This window comes from Microbacterium sp. Nx66 (assembly GCF_904066215.1).
Lineage (GTDB): Bacteria > Actinomycetota > Actinomycetes > Actinomycetales > Microbacteriaceae > Microbacterium > Microbacterium meiriae.
Genome location: NZ_LR880474.1, coordinates 1,987,315 through 2,004,612, shown reverse-complemented (window position 1 = coordinate 2,004,612; position 17,298 = coordinate 1,987,315). Strand labels below are relative to the sequence as shown.

The window sequence follows — 17,298 nt, the reverse complement described above, 5'->3', positions numbered from 1 at the left end:
CCTCACGAGGAGACGGGCTTTCCGGAAGTCAGAAGCTCAGAGAGCGGAGACCTGCTTGGCGATCGCCGACTTGCGGTTCGACGCCTGGTTCTTGTGCAGGACACCCTTGCTGACGGCCTTGTCGAGCTTGACCGAGGCCTTCTTCAGGTTCTTCTCGGCGGCGGCCTTGTCGCCGGCGGCGACGGCCGCGCGGGTCTGGCGGACGAGAGTCTTCAGCTCGCTCTTCACGGCCTTGTTGCGCTCGTGAGCCTTCTCGTTGGTCTTGTTGCGCTTGATCTGCGACTTGATGTTTGCCACGTGTGGACGCTTTCTGTACAGGAGTTATTCGGAGTGCCGGCAGCAGAAGAGGGCTGCTGCACGGCGGTCGTGAGGGAAGAACCCACACGCAAGCCAAGAGTCGAGTCTACCAGTACCGGGTGGGATCGTGCGAAACGACATCGCCCAGGCGAGACGCCGTCGCGGGGAAGGCGGGACCGGGTGCAGAATCATCCACAACGACGACGACGTCAGGAGCCCGATGACCCCCCTCAGCACCGACCCGACCGCGCGTGCGCGGCTACGCTGGTCCGCCGCCACCTCGTCCGTCCAGATCGAGGGTTCCCGTCGTGCCGACGGTGCGGGACGGTCGATCTGGGACGACGAGATCGCCAAGCCCGGACGCATCCGGGACGGCTCGACCGCGGAACCGGCGTGCGACAGCTATCGCCGTGTGGAGGATGACGTCGCCCTGGCAGCCGGACTCGGGCTCGATCGCTACCGGTTCTCGATCCCGTGGGCCCGCGTGCAGCCGGACGGTCACGGACCCGGGAACGTCCCAGCGCTGGACCACTACGCCCGCGTCGTCGATGGTCTGCTGGCGGCCGGTGTCACCCCGTTCCCGACCCTCTATCACTGGGAGCTGCCGAGCGCGGTCGAGGCCGACGGTGGCTGGCTCGCCCGCGACACCGCCGAGCGCTTCGGCGAGTACGCCGCCCTCGTCGCCGCCCGTCTCGGTGACCGGGTGTCCTCGTGGTACACGCTGAACGAGCCCGCCATGACGACGCTGCAGGGCTACGCGGTCGGGGCACTCGCGCCGGGGAGACAGCTCCTCTTCGGTGCGCTTCCGACCGTGCACCACCAGCTGCTCGCCCATTCCCGAGCCGCCGAGGCGCTGCATGCCCGAGGCGCGGCGAGCGTCGGTCTCGTCAACAACCACACCTGGGTCCTGCCGCTGCGGGACACCGAGGAGGATCGCACCGCTGCCGCGGTGTACGACCTCCTGCACAACCGGTTGTTCAGCGAGCCTCTGCTGTCCGGGACGACACCGCACCTGGAGGCACTCGGACTCCCGCCGTTGCCCATCCTCGGCGACGACCTCGCCCGCATCGCGGGATCGATCGACTTCTACGGGGTGAACTTCTACAACCCGACGACCGTCACCGCCGGTGCTCCGGATGCCGACATCCCGTTCGAGATCGTGCCCACGCCCGGAGTCCCCGTCACCGGGTTCGGACCGGAGTGGCCGATCATGCCGTCCGCCCTGCGCGACCTCCTCATCGATCTGCACCGACGACACCCGGACATGCCACCGATCATCATCGGGGAGAACGGAGCGTCCTTCCCCGAACCCGACCTCGCCGGTGCCGTCGAGGATGCCGACCGGATCGCCTACCTCTCCGCGCACATCGACGCGGTGGGCGAGGCCCTCGATGCCGGCGTCCCGGTCGAGGAGTACACGGTCTGGTCCCTGCTCGACAACTGGGAATGGACGGACGGCTACACTCAGCGGTTCGGTCTCGTGCACGTGGACTTCTCGTCGGGGGAGCGCACGCCGAAGGCCTCCTACGGGTGGTACCGCGACCTCGTCGCCGGCGCTCGTGAGGCCAGGGACGCCGCGGCGGCACGGGCATGACCGGTACTCCGGGCCTCATCGCCCGCCGCGCCGGTCTTCGCTGGATGTCGCTGTTCACGCTCGCCTGGCTCGCCATCTGGACCGTCCAGCTCACCCCGGTCCAGCTCCTTCTCCCGCTGCAGCTCGACACTCCGGAGGACGACTGGATCCGCGGCGTCGTCTCCTCCGGGATCGTGCTCGGAGTGGGTGGTCTCGCCGGCGTCGTCGCCGGGCCGCTCGCCGGGGCGCTCTCGGATCGAGCCCGCGCCGGCGCGCACCGGCGGCGGCCATGGGCTCTGGGAGGGGTCGCGCTCACGGCCGTCTGTCTCGTCCTCACCGGGTTCGCCGAGGGCCCATGGGCAGTCGGCGCCGGCTGGGTCGGCGTCTCGATCGGCGTCGCCGTCTCCTCCGCCGCGTTCACCGCGCTCATCGCCGACCAGCTCCCGACGACGCAGCGCGGTGCCGCGTCCGCCGCGGTCGGGTCGAGCCAGGCGGTCGGGATCGTGCTGGGGGTCGGGCTCGTCGTGCTGCTGGGCCTCGACATCGTCGCCGGGTATCTGCTCCTCGCCGGCATCATCGCGGTGGTCGGCGTCGCGGCGGCGCTGCTGCTGCCGGACCCGCCGAGCACGGAGGCGATGCGTCCTCAGCGCATCGGGCGGCCCCGCCTGGCGTCGCTCCGCGACCGCGACTTCGCCTGGATGCTCTCCGGACGACTCGTCACCAACATTGGCAACGCCCTCGGCACGGCGCTGTTCCTCTTCTTCCTCCTCCACGGCCTCGGACAGGAGAGCACGACCGCACAGGACAACCTCCTCCTGCTGATCGTCGTCTACACGGTCTTCGTGGTGCTCGCCTCCGTGATCACCGGAATCGTCTCCGACCGCACCGGAGAGCGGCGCCGGCTCGCCGTGGGGGCCACGGTCGTGCAGGCGGCGTCGGGTGTGGTGATCGTGGCCGCACCGACCTTCGAGATGACGATGGTGGCCGCCGCGCTCATGGGCGTCGGCTACGGCGCCTTCTCTACGGTGGGCCTCGCGTTCGCCGCCGATCTGCTCCCGGATGAGCAGGATCACGCGCGCGATCTCGGAATCGTGAACGTGACCGCCGCCCTCGGACAGCTCATCGGGCCCGTGCTCGGCGCAGGACTCGTCGCCCTGGCCGGCGGGTTCTGGCTCGTCTTCCTGGCGGCGGCCATCCTGTCGCTCGTCGGGGGAGCGCTCACCGCTGCCGCGCGGCCGCGGGTGTCCTCAGCGTGACGCCGCGCGCTCCTCGATCGTCGCGATCGCGAGGGCGAGGACGGCGTTGAACACCCGCGGACGCATGGCGGTGAGCAGGTGCGTGGTCCGCGGCACGACGATGAGTTCCGCCTGCGGGGCCAGGCGCCGGAACAGGGGCTCGTTCAGCCGGAGCTGATCGTACTGGCCGTTCACGAACCACAGGGGTACCCGGATCCGCGGGACCGCGGCGGCGACGTTCAGGGCGGCGAGGCTGCGGAGCGTCTGGTCCTGGATGTCGAGCGCGTATCCTCCGGCGGAGAAGTCGCCGCGGTTGTCCTCGGGGATCGTCGCGGCGAGCATCCGCTGCGTCAGCCACATGCCGCGGTCCGGCAGGGAGTCGACGGCCCGGGCGAACAGCCGATAGGCACGCAGCCCGGGGCCGCGGGGGAGCGACGTGCACGCGGCGGCGACGAGTCCGTCGACAGGGGGAGGCTCGGCCCCGCCGGTGTACGCGAGGGAGAGCAGCCCGCCCATCGAGTGGCCGACCAGCAGGACGGGGCCCTTCTCCGCGGCGGCGCGGACGGCCGCGTCGATCGTGTGCAGCGCCTCGTGAAGGGTGAAGTCCTCGTCCATCCGGCTGCCGTGGCCGGGGAGGTCGACGGCGGTGACGGGGTGTCCGTGCGCCTCCAGGTACTCGACCTGCGACCGCCACATGGTGGCCGACGTGCGGATGCCGTGCACGAGGACGGTCTGGACGGTCACGCCTCCAGCATAAGGAAGCGGGGCCGGTGGATGGACCACCGACCCCGCTTCGACACGAGATGTGTCAGAGAGTGTTACTTCTCCCAGCCGACGTTCTCGACCGGCGTGACACCGAACAGGTCGAGACCGACGTAGGGCTCCGGAGTGAGGTTCGCCAGGCCGTTCTTGACCACGTAGATCGAGGGGCCGCTGTACAGCGGGATGAGGCCCCACGTCTGCTCGATGATCTTCGGCTCGAGGTCCATCGCCGCGGTGGTCCAGGACTCCGCGTCCTTCTGGCTCTCGACCTCGTCGGCGATCTGCTTGTCGATCTCCTCCGTGCCGGTCGCCGACAGGTTCAGACCGCTGTCCGAGCAGTAGAGCTGGCAGAACCAGGCCGGGCCGAACGGGTCGGAGTCGGTGAAGCGGAGCGAGACGACGTCCCAGTTCTTCGTGGTGAAGTCGCTGGAGAAGTCGGCGGAGGCGCGGACATCGATCTTGAGGTCGATGCCGATCTCCTTCTGCTGCGCCTGCAGCGACTTCGCGAGGGCCTCGATGGTCGGGTCCTCACCGAAGATCGGGAACGTGACGGAGAGCTTCTCGCCATCCTTCTCGCGGATGCCGTCCTCGCCCTCGGTCCAGCCGGCGTCGTCGAGGAGCTTCTTGGCGCCCTCGACGTCGTGCTTCAGACCGGCTTCGGCGAACGAGTCCTTGTAGCCGTCCTGGAACGAGTACAGGTTGAGCGAACCGGCGACCGGCTCCTCGTAGCCGAGGCCGTTCCACGCGATCTGCTTCTGCTGGTCGACGTTCACGCCGAGGAAGAACGCCTTGCGCACGTCGATGTCCTCGAACTGCGGCTTGTCGGCGTCGACGAGCAGGACCGTCTTGGCGGTCTGCTGCGCACGGCGGACGACGGTGTCGTCCACTTCCTGGACCTGCTTCAGGCGGTCGTTGGTGTTGGCGCCCACCATGTCGATCTCGCCGTTCTTGAAGGCGTTGATCGAGGCGTCGGGCTCCATGGCCGTGAAGGTGACCGTGTCGAGCAGCGGCGCGTTGCCCCACCACTCGGGGTTCGGCTTGAACGAGACGAAGCCGCCGTTCGCGTCGAACGTGTCGACGGTGTACGGGCCGGCGCCCCACTCGGGGTGCATGTTGCCGATGAAGGCCTCGTTGAACACGGCCGGGTCGGCGATGTCCGGGTGCAGGACGCCACCCGTGAGGAACGCCATGGACGGCCAGGCGTAGATGCCGTCGAACGTCACGACGGCGGTCTTCGCGGTGTCACCCTGCTCGACGGTCTTGATCTGCTTGTAGCCGTCGGTCGCGTTCGGGTTGAAGCCCTCGTCGTAGGAGCGGTTGGCCTTCCACGTGGCGTCGATGGACGTCCAGTCCATGTCGGTGCCGTCGTTGAAGTGCGCCTCGTCCTTGAACGTGAAGGTGATGGTCGTGTTGCCATCCTCCTCGCCGATCTCGTACGCATCGAGGTAGGCGTCGTTCTTCGTGACCTCGCCCTCCGGCGAGACCAGGAGGATCTGCGGCATGTACCACGACCACAGGCGAGCGGTGTCAGCACTGGCATCGCTGTTGAAGCCGTTCAGCTGCTCCGGGATCTCGTTGATGGGGAAGTTGACCTCGCCACCTTCCTGGAGGTTGCTGCGGTCCTGCGGGTTGTAGTCGGCGGTCTTGGTCTCGACCTTCTCGCCGTTGTCCCCGCCACCGGTGTTCCCGGAACCGCTCGCGCAGCCCGCGAGGGCGAGTGCGAGGGCGCCGCCGATCGCGACCGCCCCCAGCAACTTCTTGTTCTTCATGGTGCTCCTTTCGCCTTTCGGCGTTTCATAAAGGGAAGACTAGTTCGAGCTTTATCCCGGTACACCGCACTGCGGTGAATGCCGCCTAACCGTTATCGGACGGTGACCAGGAACGGGCGCATGGTTTCGGGTCAGACCGTCGCGGGCTTCGTCGACATCGTCTCGGCGTCGAAGACCACCCGCTCGCGGGTGCGCTCGATGTCGGGATCCGGCACGGGGATCGCCGACAGCAGCGCCTTCGTGTACGGGTGCTGCGGGTCGTCGAAGACCTGGTCGACGTCGCCGTGCTCCACGAACTCGCCGAGGTACATCACGGCCACGCGGTCGGCGATGTGACGCACTACCGAGAGGTCGTGCGCGACGAAGAGGTACGAGAGCCCGAGCTTGGTCTTGAGTTCGTCGAGCAGGTTGATGACGCCGGCTTGGATCGAGACGTCGAGCGCGGACACCGGCTCGTCGAGCACGACGATCTTGGGGTTCGTCGACAGGGCCCGGGCGATGCCGATGCGCTGCCGCTGACCGCCCGAGAACGCCTGCGGGAAGCGGTCGCTGTGCGCGGGGTTGAGCCCGACGAGGTCCATGAGCTCGTCCACCCGCCGGTGCGCCTCCTCCTTGGGAGTGCCGATCGCGAAGAGCGGCTCCGAGATGATGTCGGCCACCGTCATGCGCGGGTCGAGGGCTCCCATCGGGTCCTGGAAGACGATCTGGATGTCGCGGCGCAGGGCGCGCTCGACCTTGCGGCTGTGGATGTCGTTGACACTGGTGCCGGCGATGACGATGTCGCCCTCGGTCTGCTTGACCATGTCCATGATCTGCAGCAGCGTCGTCGTCTTGCCCGAGCCCGACTCGCCGACGATGGCCATCGTCTCGCCCTCGCGCACGTCGAAGCTGATGCCCTTGATCGCCTGGACCTCGCCGACCTTGCGCTTCAGGAACGCGCCCTTGACCAACGGGAACGTCTTGCGGAGGTTCTTCACCTCGAGCGTGATCGGCCGCTCCTCGCGCGGCGTCCGTGTGAGGTCGCTCTCCGGGACGGGGCGGACGGGGTAGACGGGCAGGCCACCGAGGAGGCCGCCGTCCTCGATCTCGTGCGCGCGGATGCAGGCCGCCTGATGCAGGTCGCCCGAGCCCGTCGGCACGGGGAGCAGCTCGGGCTCCTTGGCGCGGCAGGCGTCCATGACGATCGGGCAGCGGTCGGCGAACGGGCAGGCGTCCGGGAGGTTGATGAGCAGCGGCGGGTTCCCCTTGATGGGGGTCAGCGGCTCCTTCTCGGCCTTGTCCACGCGCGGGATGGCGCCGAGCAGACCGATCGAGTACGGCATGCGGGTCTTGTGGAACAGCTCGCGCACGGGCGCGTGCTCCACGGGCTTGCCGGCGTACATCACGAGCACGTCGTCGGCGGTGCGGGCGACCACGCCCATGTCGTGCGTGATCATGATCACCGCGGCGCCGGTCTCGTCCTGCGCCTTCTCGATGAGGTCGAGGATCTGCGCCTGGATGGTGACGTCGAGGGCCGTGGTGGGCTCGTCGCAGATGATGAGCTTCGGATCGTTGGCCATCGCGATGGCGATGACGACACGCTGCCGCATGCCTCCGGAGAACTCGTGCGGGAAGGACTTCATCCGCCGCTCGGGCTCGGTGATGCCGACGAGCTTGAGCAGCTCGACGGAGCGGTCCCAGGCGTCCTTCTTGGACAGGCCGCGGTGGACCGTGAGGGCCTCGATGAGCTGATCGCCGACCGTGTAGACCGGCGTGAGCGAGGTCAGCGGGTCCTGGAAGACCATCGACATGCCGTTGCCGCGGATGACCGACAGCTGCTTGTCGCTCATGCCGACGAGTTCCTTCCCGTCATACATGATCGAGCCGGTGACCTTGGCGTTCTCGTCGAGGAGACCCATGATCGCGAGCGAGGTCACGGACTTGCCGGAGCCGGATTCGCCGACGATGCCGAGGGTCTTGCCGGCTTCGAGGTCGAAGGAGACGCCGCGGACGGCGTCGACGCGGCCGGCCTCGGAGGCGAAGCTGACCTTGAGGTCGCGGACGGAGAGGACGTTGGTCATGCGCGGCCTCCAGCAGCCGAGGTGGGATCGAGGGCGTCGCGCAGGCCGTCGGCGATGAGCGCCATCGACACGGTGAGCAGAGTCAGCGCCGCCGCCGGGAAGTAGAACAGCCAGGGCGCCGTGGTCAACGAGCTCGAGCCGGCGCCGATGAGGGCACCGAGCGACACGTCGGGGATCTTGACGCCGAAGCCCAGGAAGGACAGGCCCGTCTCCGTCACCACGGCGTTGACGACGCCGAGGGTGAAGTTGATGACGAGGAGAGAGCCGATGTTGGGCAGGAGGTGGCGGAGCACGATGCGCATGCCGCCGACGCCCATGTACCGGGAGGCACTGACGTACTCGCGCTCGCGGAGCGACAGGGCCATCGTCCAGATGACGCGGGCGGGGAAGTACCACCCGATCACGAAGATCATGATGAGGGCGATGACGCGCCAGTCGCCGCCGGCCTTGTTCGAGATCATCGCGAGGATGAGGAAGCTCGGGATCACCATCATGAAGTGGATGACCAGGAGCGAGATGCGCTCCGTCCAGCCGCCGAAGTAGGCCGCGGCCGTGCCGACGAGCGCGGACACGATCGTGACGCCGACGGAGACGGTGATGGCGATCATGAGCGACCGCTGCAGGCCGACGGCGACCTGGGCGAAGAGGTCGTTTCCGGCGTTGTTCGTGCCGAACCAGTGTTCCGCGGACGGGGGAGTGCTGAGGTTCAGGAAGTCGAGTTCGATGTGGTCGTACCGGGCGATGAAGGGCCCGAGGATGGCGAACAGCACGAGGACGACGAAGATCACGAGGCCGATGAGGGCTCCGCGGTTCCGGGAGAAGCGTCGCCAGTACAGCGTCCACTTCGACAGCCGCTTGGTGGCGACGCGGGTGGTCTCCGGGCCGGCGGTCTCCGGCTCCGGGTGGATGGTCGGGTCGAGCATGTCGGTGCTCATGTCAGCTCACTCTCACGCGCGGGTCGAGGACGACGACGGCGATGTCGGCGAGGATGGCGCCGATCGCCGTGAGGACCGCACCGAAGGCGGCGATCGCGACGGTTCCGTGGATGTCGTTCTTGGTGATGGTCTCGATGAAGTACCGGCCCATGCCGTTCCACGCGAAGATCGTCTCGGTCAGCACCGCTCCGGTGAAGATCGCGGGGATCGTGAAGGCGACCTGCGTGGCGACGGGGATGAGCGACGTCCGAAGTGCGTGCTTCCGGATGGCCTGCTGCTTGGTCAGGCCCTTCGCGCGGGCCGTCCGGACGTAGTCGGCGTTGATGTTGTCCAGGAGGAGCGATCGCTGCAGGAAATGGATGCTGGCGTAGCCGGTGAGCACCAGCGCGATCGTCGGCAGCGTCAGGTGTTGCAACACGTCTATGAGCGTGGGGAAGAAACCCTCGACGCCTTGGCTCGCGTTGCCGGTCACGTAGAAGATGCGGGTGCCGGTGGCGTTGTTCAGGCCGATCGCGAGGAGGACGATCGCGAAGGCCGCGACGACGATCGGGATGTTGAGCGTGATGATGCTCGTGGCCTGGCCGATGCGGTCGGCGAGCTTGTACTGCCGAGACGCGGTGTAGACGCCGAGCGCGATGCCGAGGACCGTCGTGAGGATCGTCGCCCCGAGGACGAGCTCTGCGCTGACCCACATGCGGTAGGCGACCTGCTCGTTGACGGAACCCCCGGTCGGGCTCACGCCCCAGTCCCAGCGGAGGAGGATGCCGGTGAACCAGGTCCACCACCGCTCGATGAGCGGGACGGTGTCGCTCAGGTTGCGGGGAGCGAGGGTGTTCACGATCTGCTCTTCGGTGAGCGGAGGGCGACGACCCACATAGTTGCTGCGCGGATCGAGGAAGCCCCACGCGAGGAAGTAGGTGAGGTTCGTCGCGACCACGATCATGAGCAGCCAGCCGAGGGCACGGCGCGCGAGGTACTTGATCAAGGGGGATTTGTCTTTCTCTTCTCCAGACGCGCTCGGGGTCTGCCGACGCAACGCTGAGCCGGGCGGATGATCGGGTGTCATCCGCCGTTCCGCGCGACGCGACAGCCCTCACGGAGTCTGTGACGGAGTCGTATCGCTTACGGGATCCGGTGTCACGGATTGATCCCGGGCAACTTCGGGAGACTATCACCGATACGCCCGAATGGGGATTATGAGAGCCCTCACCGTACAATCGACGGGACATGTCCCCACGCGCTCTCACCCCTCTTCAGCCTGCCGCGACGCCGGCTGCGCAGATCCGCAATTTCTGCATCATCGCCCACATCGACCACGGCAAGTCGACCCTGGCCGACCGCATGCTCCAGATCACCGGCGTGGTCGCGGAGCGGGACATGCGTGCCCAGTACCTCGACCGCATGGACATCGAGCGTGAGCGCGGCATCACGATCAAGAGCCAGGCGGTGCGGATGCCCTGGGCGCTCGCCCAGGCGCAGGGGGCCGACGAGGTCTTCGCGCTCAACATGATCGACACACCGGGTCACGTGGACTTCACGTATGAGGTGTCCCGGTCGCTGGCCGCGTGCGAGGGCGCCATCCTCCTCGTCGACGCCGCGCAGGGCATCGAGGCCCAGACGCTGGCCAACCTCTACCTCGCGCTGGAGAACGACCTCCACATCATCCCCGTCCTCAACAAGATCGACCTCCCGGCCGCCGATCCCGAGAAGTACGCGAAGGAGCTCGCCTCGCTCATCGGCGGCAAGCCCGAGGACGTGCTGCGGGTCTCGGGGAAGACCGGCATGGGGGTCGACGATCTGCTCGACCGGATCGTTGAGGAGATCCCGGCTCCGGTCGGGGACGCGGACGCACCGGCGCGCGCCATGATCTTCGATTCCGTGTACGACGCCTACCGCGGTGTCGTCACCTACGTGCGGATGGTCGACGGCAGCCTCTCGCCCCGCGAGCGCATCCAGATGATGTCCACGGGCGCGAACCACGAGGCTCTCGAGGTCGGCGTGTCGAGCCCGGAGCCCACTCCCACCAAGGGTCTCGGCGTCGGCGAGGTGGGCTACCTCATCACCGGCGTGAAGGACGTGCGTCAGTCGAAGGTCGGCGACACGATCACGAACGCCCGCAAGCCCGCGGCGGAAGCTCTTCCCGGCTACACGGACCCCAAGCCGATGGTCTTCTCGGGTATCTACCCGATCGACGGCAGCGACTACGCGGAACTGCGCGAGGCGCTCGACAAGCTGAAGCTCTCCGATGCCTCGCTGCAGTACGAGCCGGAGACCTCTGTGGCTCTCGGGTTCGGATTCCGCTGCGGCTTCCTCGGCCTGCTGCACCTGGAGATCGTGACCGAGCGCCTCGCGCGGGAGTTCGGCCTCGACCTCATCACCACCGCGCCGAGCGTGATCTACGAGGTGCTCACGAGCGACACCGGCGAGACCGTCACCGTCACGAACCCGAGCGAGTACCCCGATGGGCGCATCGGCTCGGTGTCGGAGCCCATGGTCAAGGCAGCCATCCTGTTGCCCAAGGACTACGTCGGCACCGTCATGGAGCTGTGCCAGTCGCGTCGTGGCACGTTGCTCGGCATGGAGTACTTCTCCGAGGAGCGCGTCGAGCTGCGCTACAACATGCCGCTCGGCGAGATCGTGTTCGACTTCTTCGACCAGCTCAAGTCCAAGACGCAGGGCTACGCCTCCCTGGATTACGAGCCCTCGGGGCAGCAGGAGGCCGACCTCGTCAAGGTCGACATCCTGCTCCAGGGCGAGAAGGTCGACGCGTTCAGCTCGATCGTGCACCGTGACAAGGCGTACGCCTACGGCACGATGATGGCGGAGCGGCTGCGCAAGCTCATCCCTCGCCAGCAGTTCGAGGTGCCGATCCAGGCCGCGATCGGTGCCCGCATCATCGCTCGCGAGACGATCCGCGCGATCCGCAAGGACGTGCTCGCGAAGTGCTACGGCGGTGACATCACCCGTAAGCGCAAACTCCTCGAGAAGCAGAAGGAGGGGAAGAAGCGCATGAAGATGGTGGGCCGCGTCGAGGTCCCCCAGGAGGCGTTCATCGCCGCGCTCTCCGGCGACGTCGAGACCAAGGACAAGAAGTAGCCTCGGTTCTTCCGGGCTGCCCGCGCTGGGTCGCTGAGCTCGTCGAAGCGCGCGGTTCTCAGGGTCGGTCCACGCTGGGTCGCTGAGCTTGTCGAAGCGCACTGTACGAGGTCGACAACGACGGAAGGTCCTCCCACCGGCCCTCGATCAGCGCCATCTTCTTCCGACGGCTCCACCCCTGGATCTGCTTCTCCCGGAAGAAGGCGGCGTCGACGGTGTCGAAGTGCTCCGCGTACACCAGCGCCGCGGGTCTCCGGTTGCGAGTGAAGTTGGCGGAGAAGGCGTCGTCGTGGTTGTGCTCCCAGACGCGGGCTTCGAGGTCGCCGTTCGTGCTGCCCGTGTAGAAACTGCCGTCTGCGCATTCGAGGATGTAGGTCCATGGCATCGGGCCATCATGGCGGAGGTGCGTGCGGCTTGGCCGGGGCGTGCGGAGATCCCTTCGACAAGCTCAGGGACCCAGCGGTGTGGAGGAGCCTTGGACTGAGTGTTGTGCGCCCTTCGACACGCTCAGGGACCCAGCCCTTCGACACGCTCAGGGATCCAGCCCTTCGGCAGGCTCAGGGACCCAGCATCATCCGGGGGATGTGACGGCGTGCGGCGCGGGGGGTGTTCGCTCAGGGAACCCGAAGTAGGCTGGAACTCATGCGGCGCGGGACTTTCCGAGACGACACGGTGGACTATGCGGCCGTGGGTGCGACCCACGCCCCGGATCTGATGCAGTACCCGCCGGAGCGCAGCATCCCGGCGGAGGAATCCTGGCGCATCGGCAGCGGTGAGGAGCGTTTCCAGACGGCCGGCGAAGCCCTGCTCTCGTGGACGGCGCAGCGCGCCGCCGGGCTCTCCGTGGAAGACGTCCGTCCTGCTCCGGGTCCGGCGTACGCGGGCGTGAGCTTCGACGCCGAAGGGAACCCGATCGCGCCGAGCAAGCGCGACGTGGAGCCGCGGTACGACGCGGAGGGGATGCCCTTCGTGGGCGCGGGAATGACGCTCCACCTGCGCGGCCGTGTCGGTGGCATGCGCGCCGATTCGGAGCTGCGCGTGATCTCCGTCACCGAGGAGACCCGCCGGATCGGCTTCGTGCTGGGCACGGTGGGCGGATCCGTGGTCCGCGGCGAGGAGTCGTTCGATGTGGACTGGCGTGAGGACAACGACGAGGTGTGGTTCACCGTCCGCGCCTTCGACGCCCCGAACACGCTGCTCTATCGCCTCGTCCCCGCCCTCATGAAGCGCCGCCGTCGCGAGCTCTTCGCGCGCTACCTCCGCGCGATCTCCCCGCTCTACGCGACCCCGGTGTGATGGCGGGACCGCTTCCGCTCGGGGATCCCGCGCCGCCGGACGGGCGACTCCCTGCCGACCTCCCGATCTCCGCGGAGACGCCGTTCTCCGCCTACCTCCACATCCCGTTCTGCCGGGTGCGCTGCGGCTACTGCGACTTCAACACCTACACGTCCAGCGAGCTCCGCGGGGCGAAGCAGGAGGACTACGCGTCCACCCTCATCGGCGAGATCGCCCTCGCCCGCACCGTGCTGGAGGACGCCGGAGCGCTGCGGCCGATGGACACGGTGTTCTTCGGTGGCGGCACACCCACGCTGCTGCCGGCAGGCGATCTGGCGCGGATGCTGGGAGCGGCCACCGCGGCGTTCGGGCTCGCTCCGGGTGCCGAGGTGACGGTCGAGGCCAATCCCGACACGGTGACGCCGGAGGTCGCGCGCATCCTCGCAGAGGCGGGGGTCACGAGACTCTCCGTCGGCATGCAGTCGGCCGTCCCGCACGTGCTCGCCGCGCTCGATCGGACGCATCGGCCCGAGAACGTGCGCACCGCGGTCGCCGCCGCGAAGGACGCGGGCCTCGCCGTCAGCGTCGACCTCATCTACGGCGCGCCGGGGGAATCGCTCGCGGATTGGGAAGCATCCCTGGACGCCGCGCTCGCCCTGGAGTCCGACCACATCTCCGCGTACGCGCTCATCATCGAAGACGGCACGAAGCTCGCGCGGCAGATCCGTCGTGGCGAGGTGCCGACACCGGACGACGACCTGCAGGCGGACATGTACGAGATGGCGGACGAGCGCCTCGCCGCCGCCGGGTTCGAGTGGTACGAGGTCAGCAACTGGGCCCGCAGCGAAGGGCAGCGGTCGCGGCACAACCTCGCATACTGGCGGGGGAGCGACTGGTGGGGCTTCGGCCCCGGGGCGCACAGCCACGTGGCCGGGCTCCGGTGGTGGAACGTCAAGCACCCGGCGGCCTACGCACAGCGGCTGGCCGCCTCGTCCTCGCCGGCGGCGGGTCGCGAACGTCCCGACCAGGAGGCGCAGACGCTCGAGCGCATCCTCCTCCTGAGCCGCATCCGCGAAGGGATCGCGGTGACGGACGTCCCGGAGCGGAACAGGGACCGCGTCGCCGGACTCATCGCCGACGGCCTGATCGATGCGCCGGCGGCGATCCGGGGTCGCGTGCAGCTCACGCTGCGCGGACGTCTCCTCGCCGACGCGGTGGTGCGTGAGTTGACGGACTGAGCGACGCCGCCTGGGCCGTCCCGCCTTCGGAGAACTCCCGATCGCAGGAGGTAGGATTGGCACTCAGGGCGGCAGAGTGCCAGCATCCGGTCGGCGGGAAGGGGAACCCATGGTCACAGAGCGAGGGCTGCAGGTTCTCCGCGCGATCGTGCAGGACTACGTCGAGACGCACGAGCCCGTGGGCAGCCGTTCCATCGTCGACCGCCATTCCTTCGGCGTCTCGGCCGCGACGATCCGCAACGACATGGCGCAGCTGGAGGACGAAGAGCTGATCACGGCTCCGCACACGTCGTCCGGGCGCATCCCCACGGACAAGGGCTACCGGGTGTTCGTGAATCACCTCGCCCAGCTCCGACCGCTCTCCCCCGCGCAGCGCTCGGCCATCGAGTCGTTCCTCGCCGATCCGGCCGACCTCGACGATCTGATGGTCCGTACGGTCCGCGTGCTCACGCAACTCACCGGACAGGTCGCGCTGGCCCAGTACCCGTCGTTCGCGCGGGCCCACGTGACGCACGTCGAACTCGTGACGCTCGCTCCCAACCGGCTCCTCACGGTCCTGGTCACGGACGCCGGCGGGGTATCACAGCGGATCACCGCGCTGCCGGACACGATCGACGAAGCGGACCTCGCGGTGCTGCGCGCTCGACTGTCCGCCCTCATCACCGGGCAGGCGATCGCGGCGGCTTCCGACCGTCTGCAGGCACTCCTCGCCACGGAGGAGACCCCCCAGGACCGCGTTCTCCGCGCCGTCGCCGGAGTCGTGATCGACGAGCTCGGCGGCTTCCGGCAGGAGCGGCTCGTGATGGCGGGCGCGGCGACCCTGGCGCGACGGGAACAGGACTTCCGCGGCAGCATCCACCCCCTCCTCGAGGCTATCGAGGAGCAGGTCACGCTGCTGCGGCTGATGAGCGAGATGGTGCCGGACGAGCACGGCCTCGCGGCGAGCATCGGCACCGAGAACGCCTCCTTCGGGCTCGGCGAGGCGTCGATCGTGGCCAGCAACTACGCGGCACCCTCGGGGACCGCGCGGGTCGGTGTCATGGGACCGACCCGGATGGACTATCCGAGCAACCTCGCAGCGGCACGGGCGGTCGCCCGCTACCTGTCGCGGATGCTCGACGATGACGAGGCCGGCCGCTGAGGCGGCCCCACGGAAAACACGCGCAGAAAGGCGATTGTGGCGGACCACTACGAGGTTCTCGGGGTGTCCCGGGACGCTTCCACCGACGAGATCAAGAAGGCGTATCGGCGCCTGGCACGGCAGCTCCACCCGGACGTGAACCCGGGCGAGGAGGCCGCAGAGAAGTTCAAGCTGGTCACGCACGCCTACGACGTGCTCAGCGACGAGGAGTCGCGCCGCCGCTACGACATGGGCGGCGGTGACGGCGCGAACAACTTCGGCGGCTTCGGCGGCTTCGGCGACATCTTCGAGACGTTCTTCGGCGCGTCCCAGGGCGGCGGGCGCGGTGCTCGTCCCCGGTCACGACGGGAGCGCGGGCAGGATGCCCTGGTCCGGGTCACCCTCGACCTGGGGGACGTGGTCTTCGGTGCGCACCGCGACATCGAGGTGGACACGGCTGTGCTCTGCGAGACCTGTCAGGGCTCGTGCTGCCAGGAGGGCACGTCGCCCGTCACCTGCGACATCTGCGGTGGCACCGGCCACGTGCAGCGTCAGGTGCGCAGCCTGCTCGGCAACGTCGTCACCTCTCAGCCCTGCGGCACCTGCGAGGGCTACGGCACGACCATCCCGTACCCCTGTGGCACCTGCGGCGGTCAGGGACGCGTCCGGTCGCGCCGCACGGTGTCCCTCGACATCCCGGCGGGCGTCGAGACCGGCCTGCGGCTGCAGCTCCCGGGTTCCGGCGAGGTCGGTCGCGCCGGTGGCCCGAACGGCGACCTGTACGTCGAGGTGACGGTCAACCCGCACCCCGCGTTCAGTCGGGACGGCGACGACCTGCTCGCCACGCTCGAGGTGTCCATGACCGACGCCATCCTGGGCACCGAGACCTCGATCGAGGGGCTCGACGGTGAGGTCGACCTGGAGATCCGCGCGGGCGTGCAGTCCGGCGACGTGCTGACCATCAAGGGACGGGGCATCACGCCGCTGCGCGGCACCCAGCGTGGCGATCTCCGCGTCGGTGTGCAGGTGGTCACCCCCACCAAGCTCGACTCCGCGCAGCGCAAGCTCATCGAGGACTTCGCGAAGAAGAACAAGGCGCCGGGCCCGCAGCTCGCGCAGTTCCAGCAGGGCCTGTTCTCCAAGCTGCGCGACCGGTTCCGTACCCACTGATCGTGGCGCTGCACTTCCTCGTCGAGTCCGCGGGTGACGCCGCGGTGGGCGGTCTCGTGTCGCTGACGGGCGCCGAGGCCAAGCATGCGGCCGTCGTCCGGCGTCTCCGCGTCGGCGAGGCGGTCACCGTCGGCGACGGTCGAGGCGTCTGGCTGACCGGCGTCGCCGAGGAGGTGTCACCGTCGCGCGTCGATGTCCGGATCGCCGAGCGCGTCGAGCACGAGCCGGCGACTCCGCGTCTCGTGCTCGTGCAGGCGCTCGCGAAGGGCGACCGCGACGAGCTCGCGGTGCAGGCGGCATGTGAACTGGGGGTCGACGAGATCGTGCCCTGGCAGGCAGGCCGGAGCGTGTCGCGCTGGGAGGGTCCGAAGGCGGCGAAGGGACGCGAGCGCTGGGCGACGATCGTCCGCGAGGCGGCCAAGCAGGCGCACCGGACCTGGGTGCCCGAGGTGGCCGCCCCCGAGTCGACCGCACAGCTTGCGGCGCGCGTGGCGACGCAGCGGGTGCTGCTGCTCGACCCGACCGCTCCGGCCCGGCTCTCCACGCTCGTTCCCGACGACCGTGACCTCGTGCTCGTGGTGGGTCCGGAGGGCGGGATCGCTCCGGAGGAGCTCGAGAAGCTCACGGCGGCCGGCGCTGAGCGCGTCCTGCTCGGCGACACCGTGTTGCGCACGTCCACTGCGGGACCTGCCGCCATCGCCGTGCTCTCGGTGGCCCTCGGCCGCTGGTGACCGGCCGCGGCCCGCGTCCCCCCAGTAAGCTGAGAGC

Annotated in this window: 15 protein-coding genes; 8 read left to right on the top strand and 7 right to left on the bottom strand. The window is 68.6% G+C overall.

All coding sequences use genetic code 11. From position 1 onward, the window contains the following. Positions 1 to 36: 36 nt before the first annotated feature. The gene (rpsT, locus tag MICNX66_RS09535) at positions 37 to 297 is read right to left on the bottom strand and encodes a 30S ribosomal protein S20 (RefSeq protein WP_187661676.1); all 261 of its coding nucleotides are present in this window, start codon (positions 295 to 297) and stop codon (positions 37 to 39) included. A 220-nt stretch (positions 298 to 517) separates the two neighbouring features. On the opposite strand from rpsT, the gene MICNX66_RS09530 reads away from it, so the two are divergent. Then, a complete protein-coding gene (locus MICNX66_RS09530; RefSeq protein WP_187661675.1) occupies positions 518 to 1,891 on the top strand; it encodes a glycoside hydrolase family 1 protein in 1,374 nt (457 codons plus the stop codon). After that, a complete protein-coding gene (locus tag MICNX66_RS09525; protein WP_232089033.1) occupies positions 1,888 to 3,126 on the top strand; it encodes an MFS transporter in 1,239 nt (412 codons plus the stop codon). The genes MICNX66_RS09530 and MICNX66_RS09525 overlap by 4 nt, the downstream gene beginning before the upstream one ends. Here the strand turns inward: MICNX66_RS09525 and MICNX66_RS09520 are convergent. From MICNX66_RS09520 to MICNX66_RS09500, 5 genes are all read right to left on the bottom strand, one after another. Continuing rightward, positions 3,118 to 3,849, bottom strand: coding sequence for an alpha/beta fold hydrolase (locus MICNX66_RS09520; RefSeq protein ID WP_187661674.1), 732 nt, complete (start codon positions 3,847 to 3,849; stop codon positions 3,118 to 3,120). The genes MICNX66_RS09525 and MICNX66_RS09520 overlap by 9 nt on opposite strands. 74 nt (positions 3,850 to 3,923) lie before the next feature. Further along, on the bottom strand, positions 3,924 to 5,636 hold the full coding sequence (locus MICNX66_RS09515) for an ABC transporter family substrate-binding protein (protein WP_187661673.1): 1,713 nt from the start codon (positions 5,634 to 5,636) through the stop codon (positions 3,924 to 3,926). A gap of 131 nt (positions 5,637 to 5,767) precedes the next feature. Beyond that, positions 5,768 to 7,696: an ABC transporter ATP-binding protein gene (locus MICNX66_RS09510; protein ID WP_187661672.1), complete on the bottom strand. Its 1,929-nt coding sequence runs from the start codon at positions 7,694 to 7,696 to the stop codon at positions 5,768 to 5,770. After that, positions 7,693 to 8,631 (bottom strand): ABC transporter permease, encoded by a 939-nt coding sequence (locus MICNX66_RS09505; RefSeq protein ID WP_062766635.1) that lies wholly within the window; start codon positions 8,629 to 8,631, stop codon positions 7,693 to 7,695. The genes MICNX66_RS09510 and MICNX66_RS09505 overlap by 4 nt, the downstream gene beginning before the upstream one ends. Position 8,632: 1 nt before the next feature. Further along, a complete protein-coding gene (locus MICNX66_RS09500) occupies positions 8,633 to 9,616 on the bottom strand; it encodes an ABC transporter permease (protein ID WP_101845332.1) in 984 nt (327 codons plus the stop codon). 242 nt (positions 9,617 to 9,858) lie between these two features. On the opposite strand from MICNX66_RS09500, the gene lepA reads away from it, so the two are divergent. After that, positions 9,859 to 11,727 carry a translation elongation factor 4 gene (lepA, locus tag MICNX66_RS09495; RefSeq protein ID WP_187661671.1) on the top strand — a complete coding sequence of 623 codons (1,869 nt, stop codon included), beginning with the start codon at positions 9,859 to 9,861 and terminating at the stop codon, positions 11,725 to 11,727. Positions 11,728 to 11,785: 58 nt separating this feature from the next. Here the strand turns inward: lepA and MICNX66_RS09490 are convergent, their stop codons facing one another. Then, complete coding sequence (locus MICNX66_RS09490; protein WP_187661670.1) at positions 11,786 to 12,112, bottom strand: GIY-YIG nuclease family protein; 327 nt, start codon at positions 12,110 to 12,112, stop codon at positions 11,786 to 11,788. A 257-nt stretch (positions 12,113 to 12,369) separates the two neighbouring features. On the opposite strand from MICNX66_RS09490, the gene MICNX66_RS09485 reads away from it, so the two are divergent. The 5 genes from MICNX66_RS09485 (at position 12,370) to MICNX66_RS09465 (ending at position 17,261) form a co-directional block, all read left to right on the top strand. Continuing rightward, the gene (locus tag MICNX66_RS09485; protein WP_187661669.1) at positions 12,370 to 13,023 is read left to right on the top strand and encodes a DUF1990 family protein; all 654 of its coding nucleotides are present in this window, start codon (positions 12,370 to 12,372) and stop codon (positions 13,021 to 13,023) included. Then, the gene (hemW, locus tag MICNX66_RS09480; protein ID WP_187661668.1) at positions 13,023 to 14,240 is read left to right on the top strand and encodes a radical SAM family heme chaperone HemW; all 1,218 of its coding nucleotides are present in this window, start codon (positions 13,023 to 13,025) and stop codon (positions 14,238 to 14,240) included. Before MICNX66_RS09485 ends, hemW begins: the two co-directional genes overlap by 1 nt. 109 nt (positions 14,241 to 14,349) lie before the next feature. After that, entirely contained in the window at positions 14,350 to 15,381 is a 1,032-nt protein-coding gene (gene hrcA / locus MICNX66_RS09475) for a heat-inducible transcriptional repressor HrcA (RefSeq protein WP_187661667.1), read from the top strand. Positions 15,382 to 15,417: 36 nt separating this feature from the next. Further along, a complete protein-coding gene (gene dnaJ / locus MICNX66_RS09470; RefSeq protein WP_060922189.1) occupies positions 15,418 to 16,530 on the top strand; it encodes a molecular chaperone DnaJ in 1,113 nt (370 codons plus the stop codon). Between the two features lie 2 nt (positions 16,531 to 16,532). Beyond that, complete coding sequence (locus tag MICNX66_RS09465; RefSeq protein ID WP_187661666.1) at positions 16,533 to 17,261, top strand: 16S rRNA (uracil(1498)-N(3))-methyltransferase; 729 nt, start codon at positions 16,533 to 16,535, stop codon at positions 17,259 to 17,261. The last annotated feature ends 37 nt before the right edge of the window (positions 17,262 to 17,298 follow it).

Coding starts and splice junctions, on each gene's coding strand:
- MICNX66_RS09530 (WP_187661675.1), top strand. CDS start 518: ATGACCCCCCTCAGCACCGACCCGACCGCGCGTGCGCGGCTACGCTGG.
- MICNX66_RS09525 (WP_232089033.1), top strand. CDS start 1,888: ATGACCGGTACTCCGGGCCTCATCGCCCGCCGCGCCGGTCTTCGCTGG.
- MICNX66_RS09515 (WP_187661673.1), bottom strand. CDS start 5,636: ATGAAGAACAAGAAGTTGCTGGGGGCGGTCGCGATCGGCGGCGCCCTC.
- MICNX66_RS09510 (WP_187661672.1), bottom strand. CDS start 7,696: ATGACCAACGTCCTCTCCGTCCGCGACCTCAAGGTCAGCTTCGCCTCC.
- MICNX66_RS09505 (WP_062766635.1), bottom strand. CDS start 8,631: ATGAGCACCGACATGCTCGACCCGACCATCCACCCGGAGCCGGAGACC.
- lepA (WP_187661671.1), top strand. CDS start 9,859: ATGTCCCCACGCGCTCTCACCCCTCTTCAGCCTGCCGCGACGCCGGCT.
- MICNX66_RS09490 (WP_187661670.1), bottom strand. CDS start 12,112: ATGCCATGGACCTACATCCTCGAATGCGCAGACGGCAGTTTCTACACG.
- MICNX66_RS09485 (WP_187661669.1), top strand. CDS start 12,370: ATGCGGCGCGGGACTTTCCGAGACGACACGGTGGACTATGCGGCCGTG.
- hemW (WP_187661668.1), top strand. CDS start 13,023: ATGGCGGGACCGCTTCCGCTCGGGGATCCCGCGCCGCCGGACGGGCGA.
- hrcA (WP_187661667.1), top strand. CDS start 14,350: ATGGTCACAGAGCGAGGGCTGCAGGTTCTCCGCGCGATCGTGCAGGAC.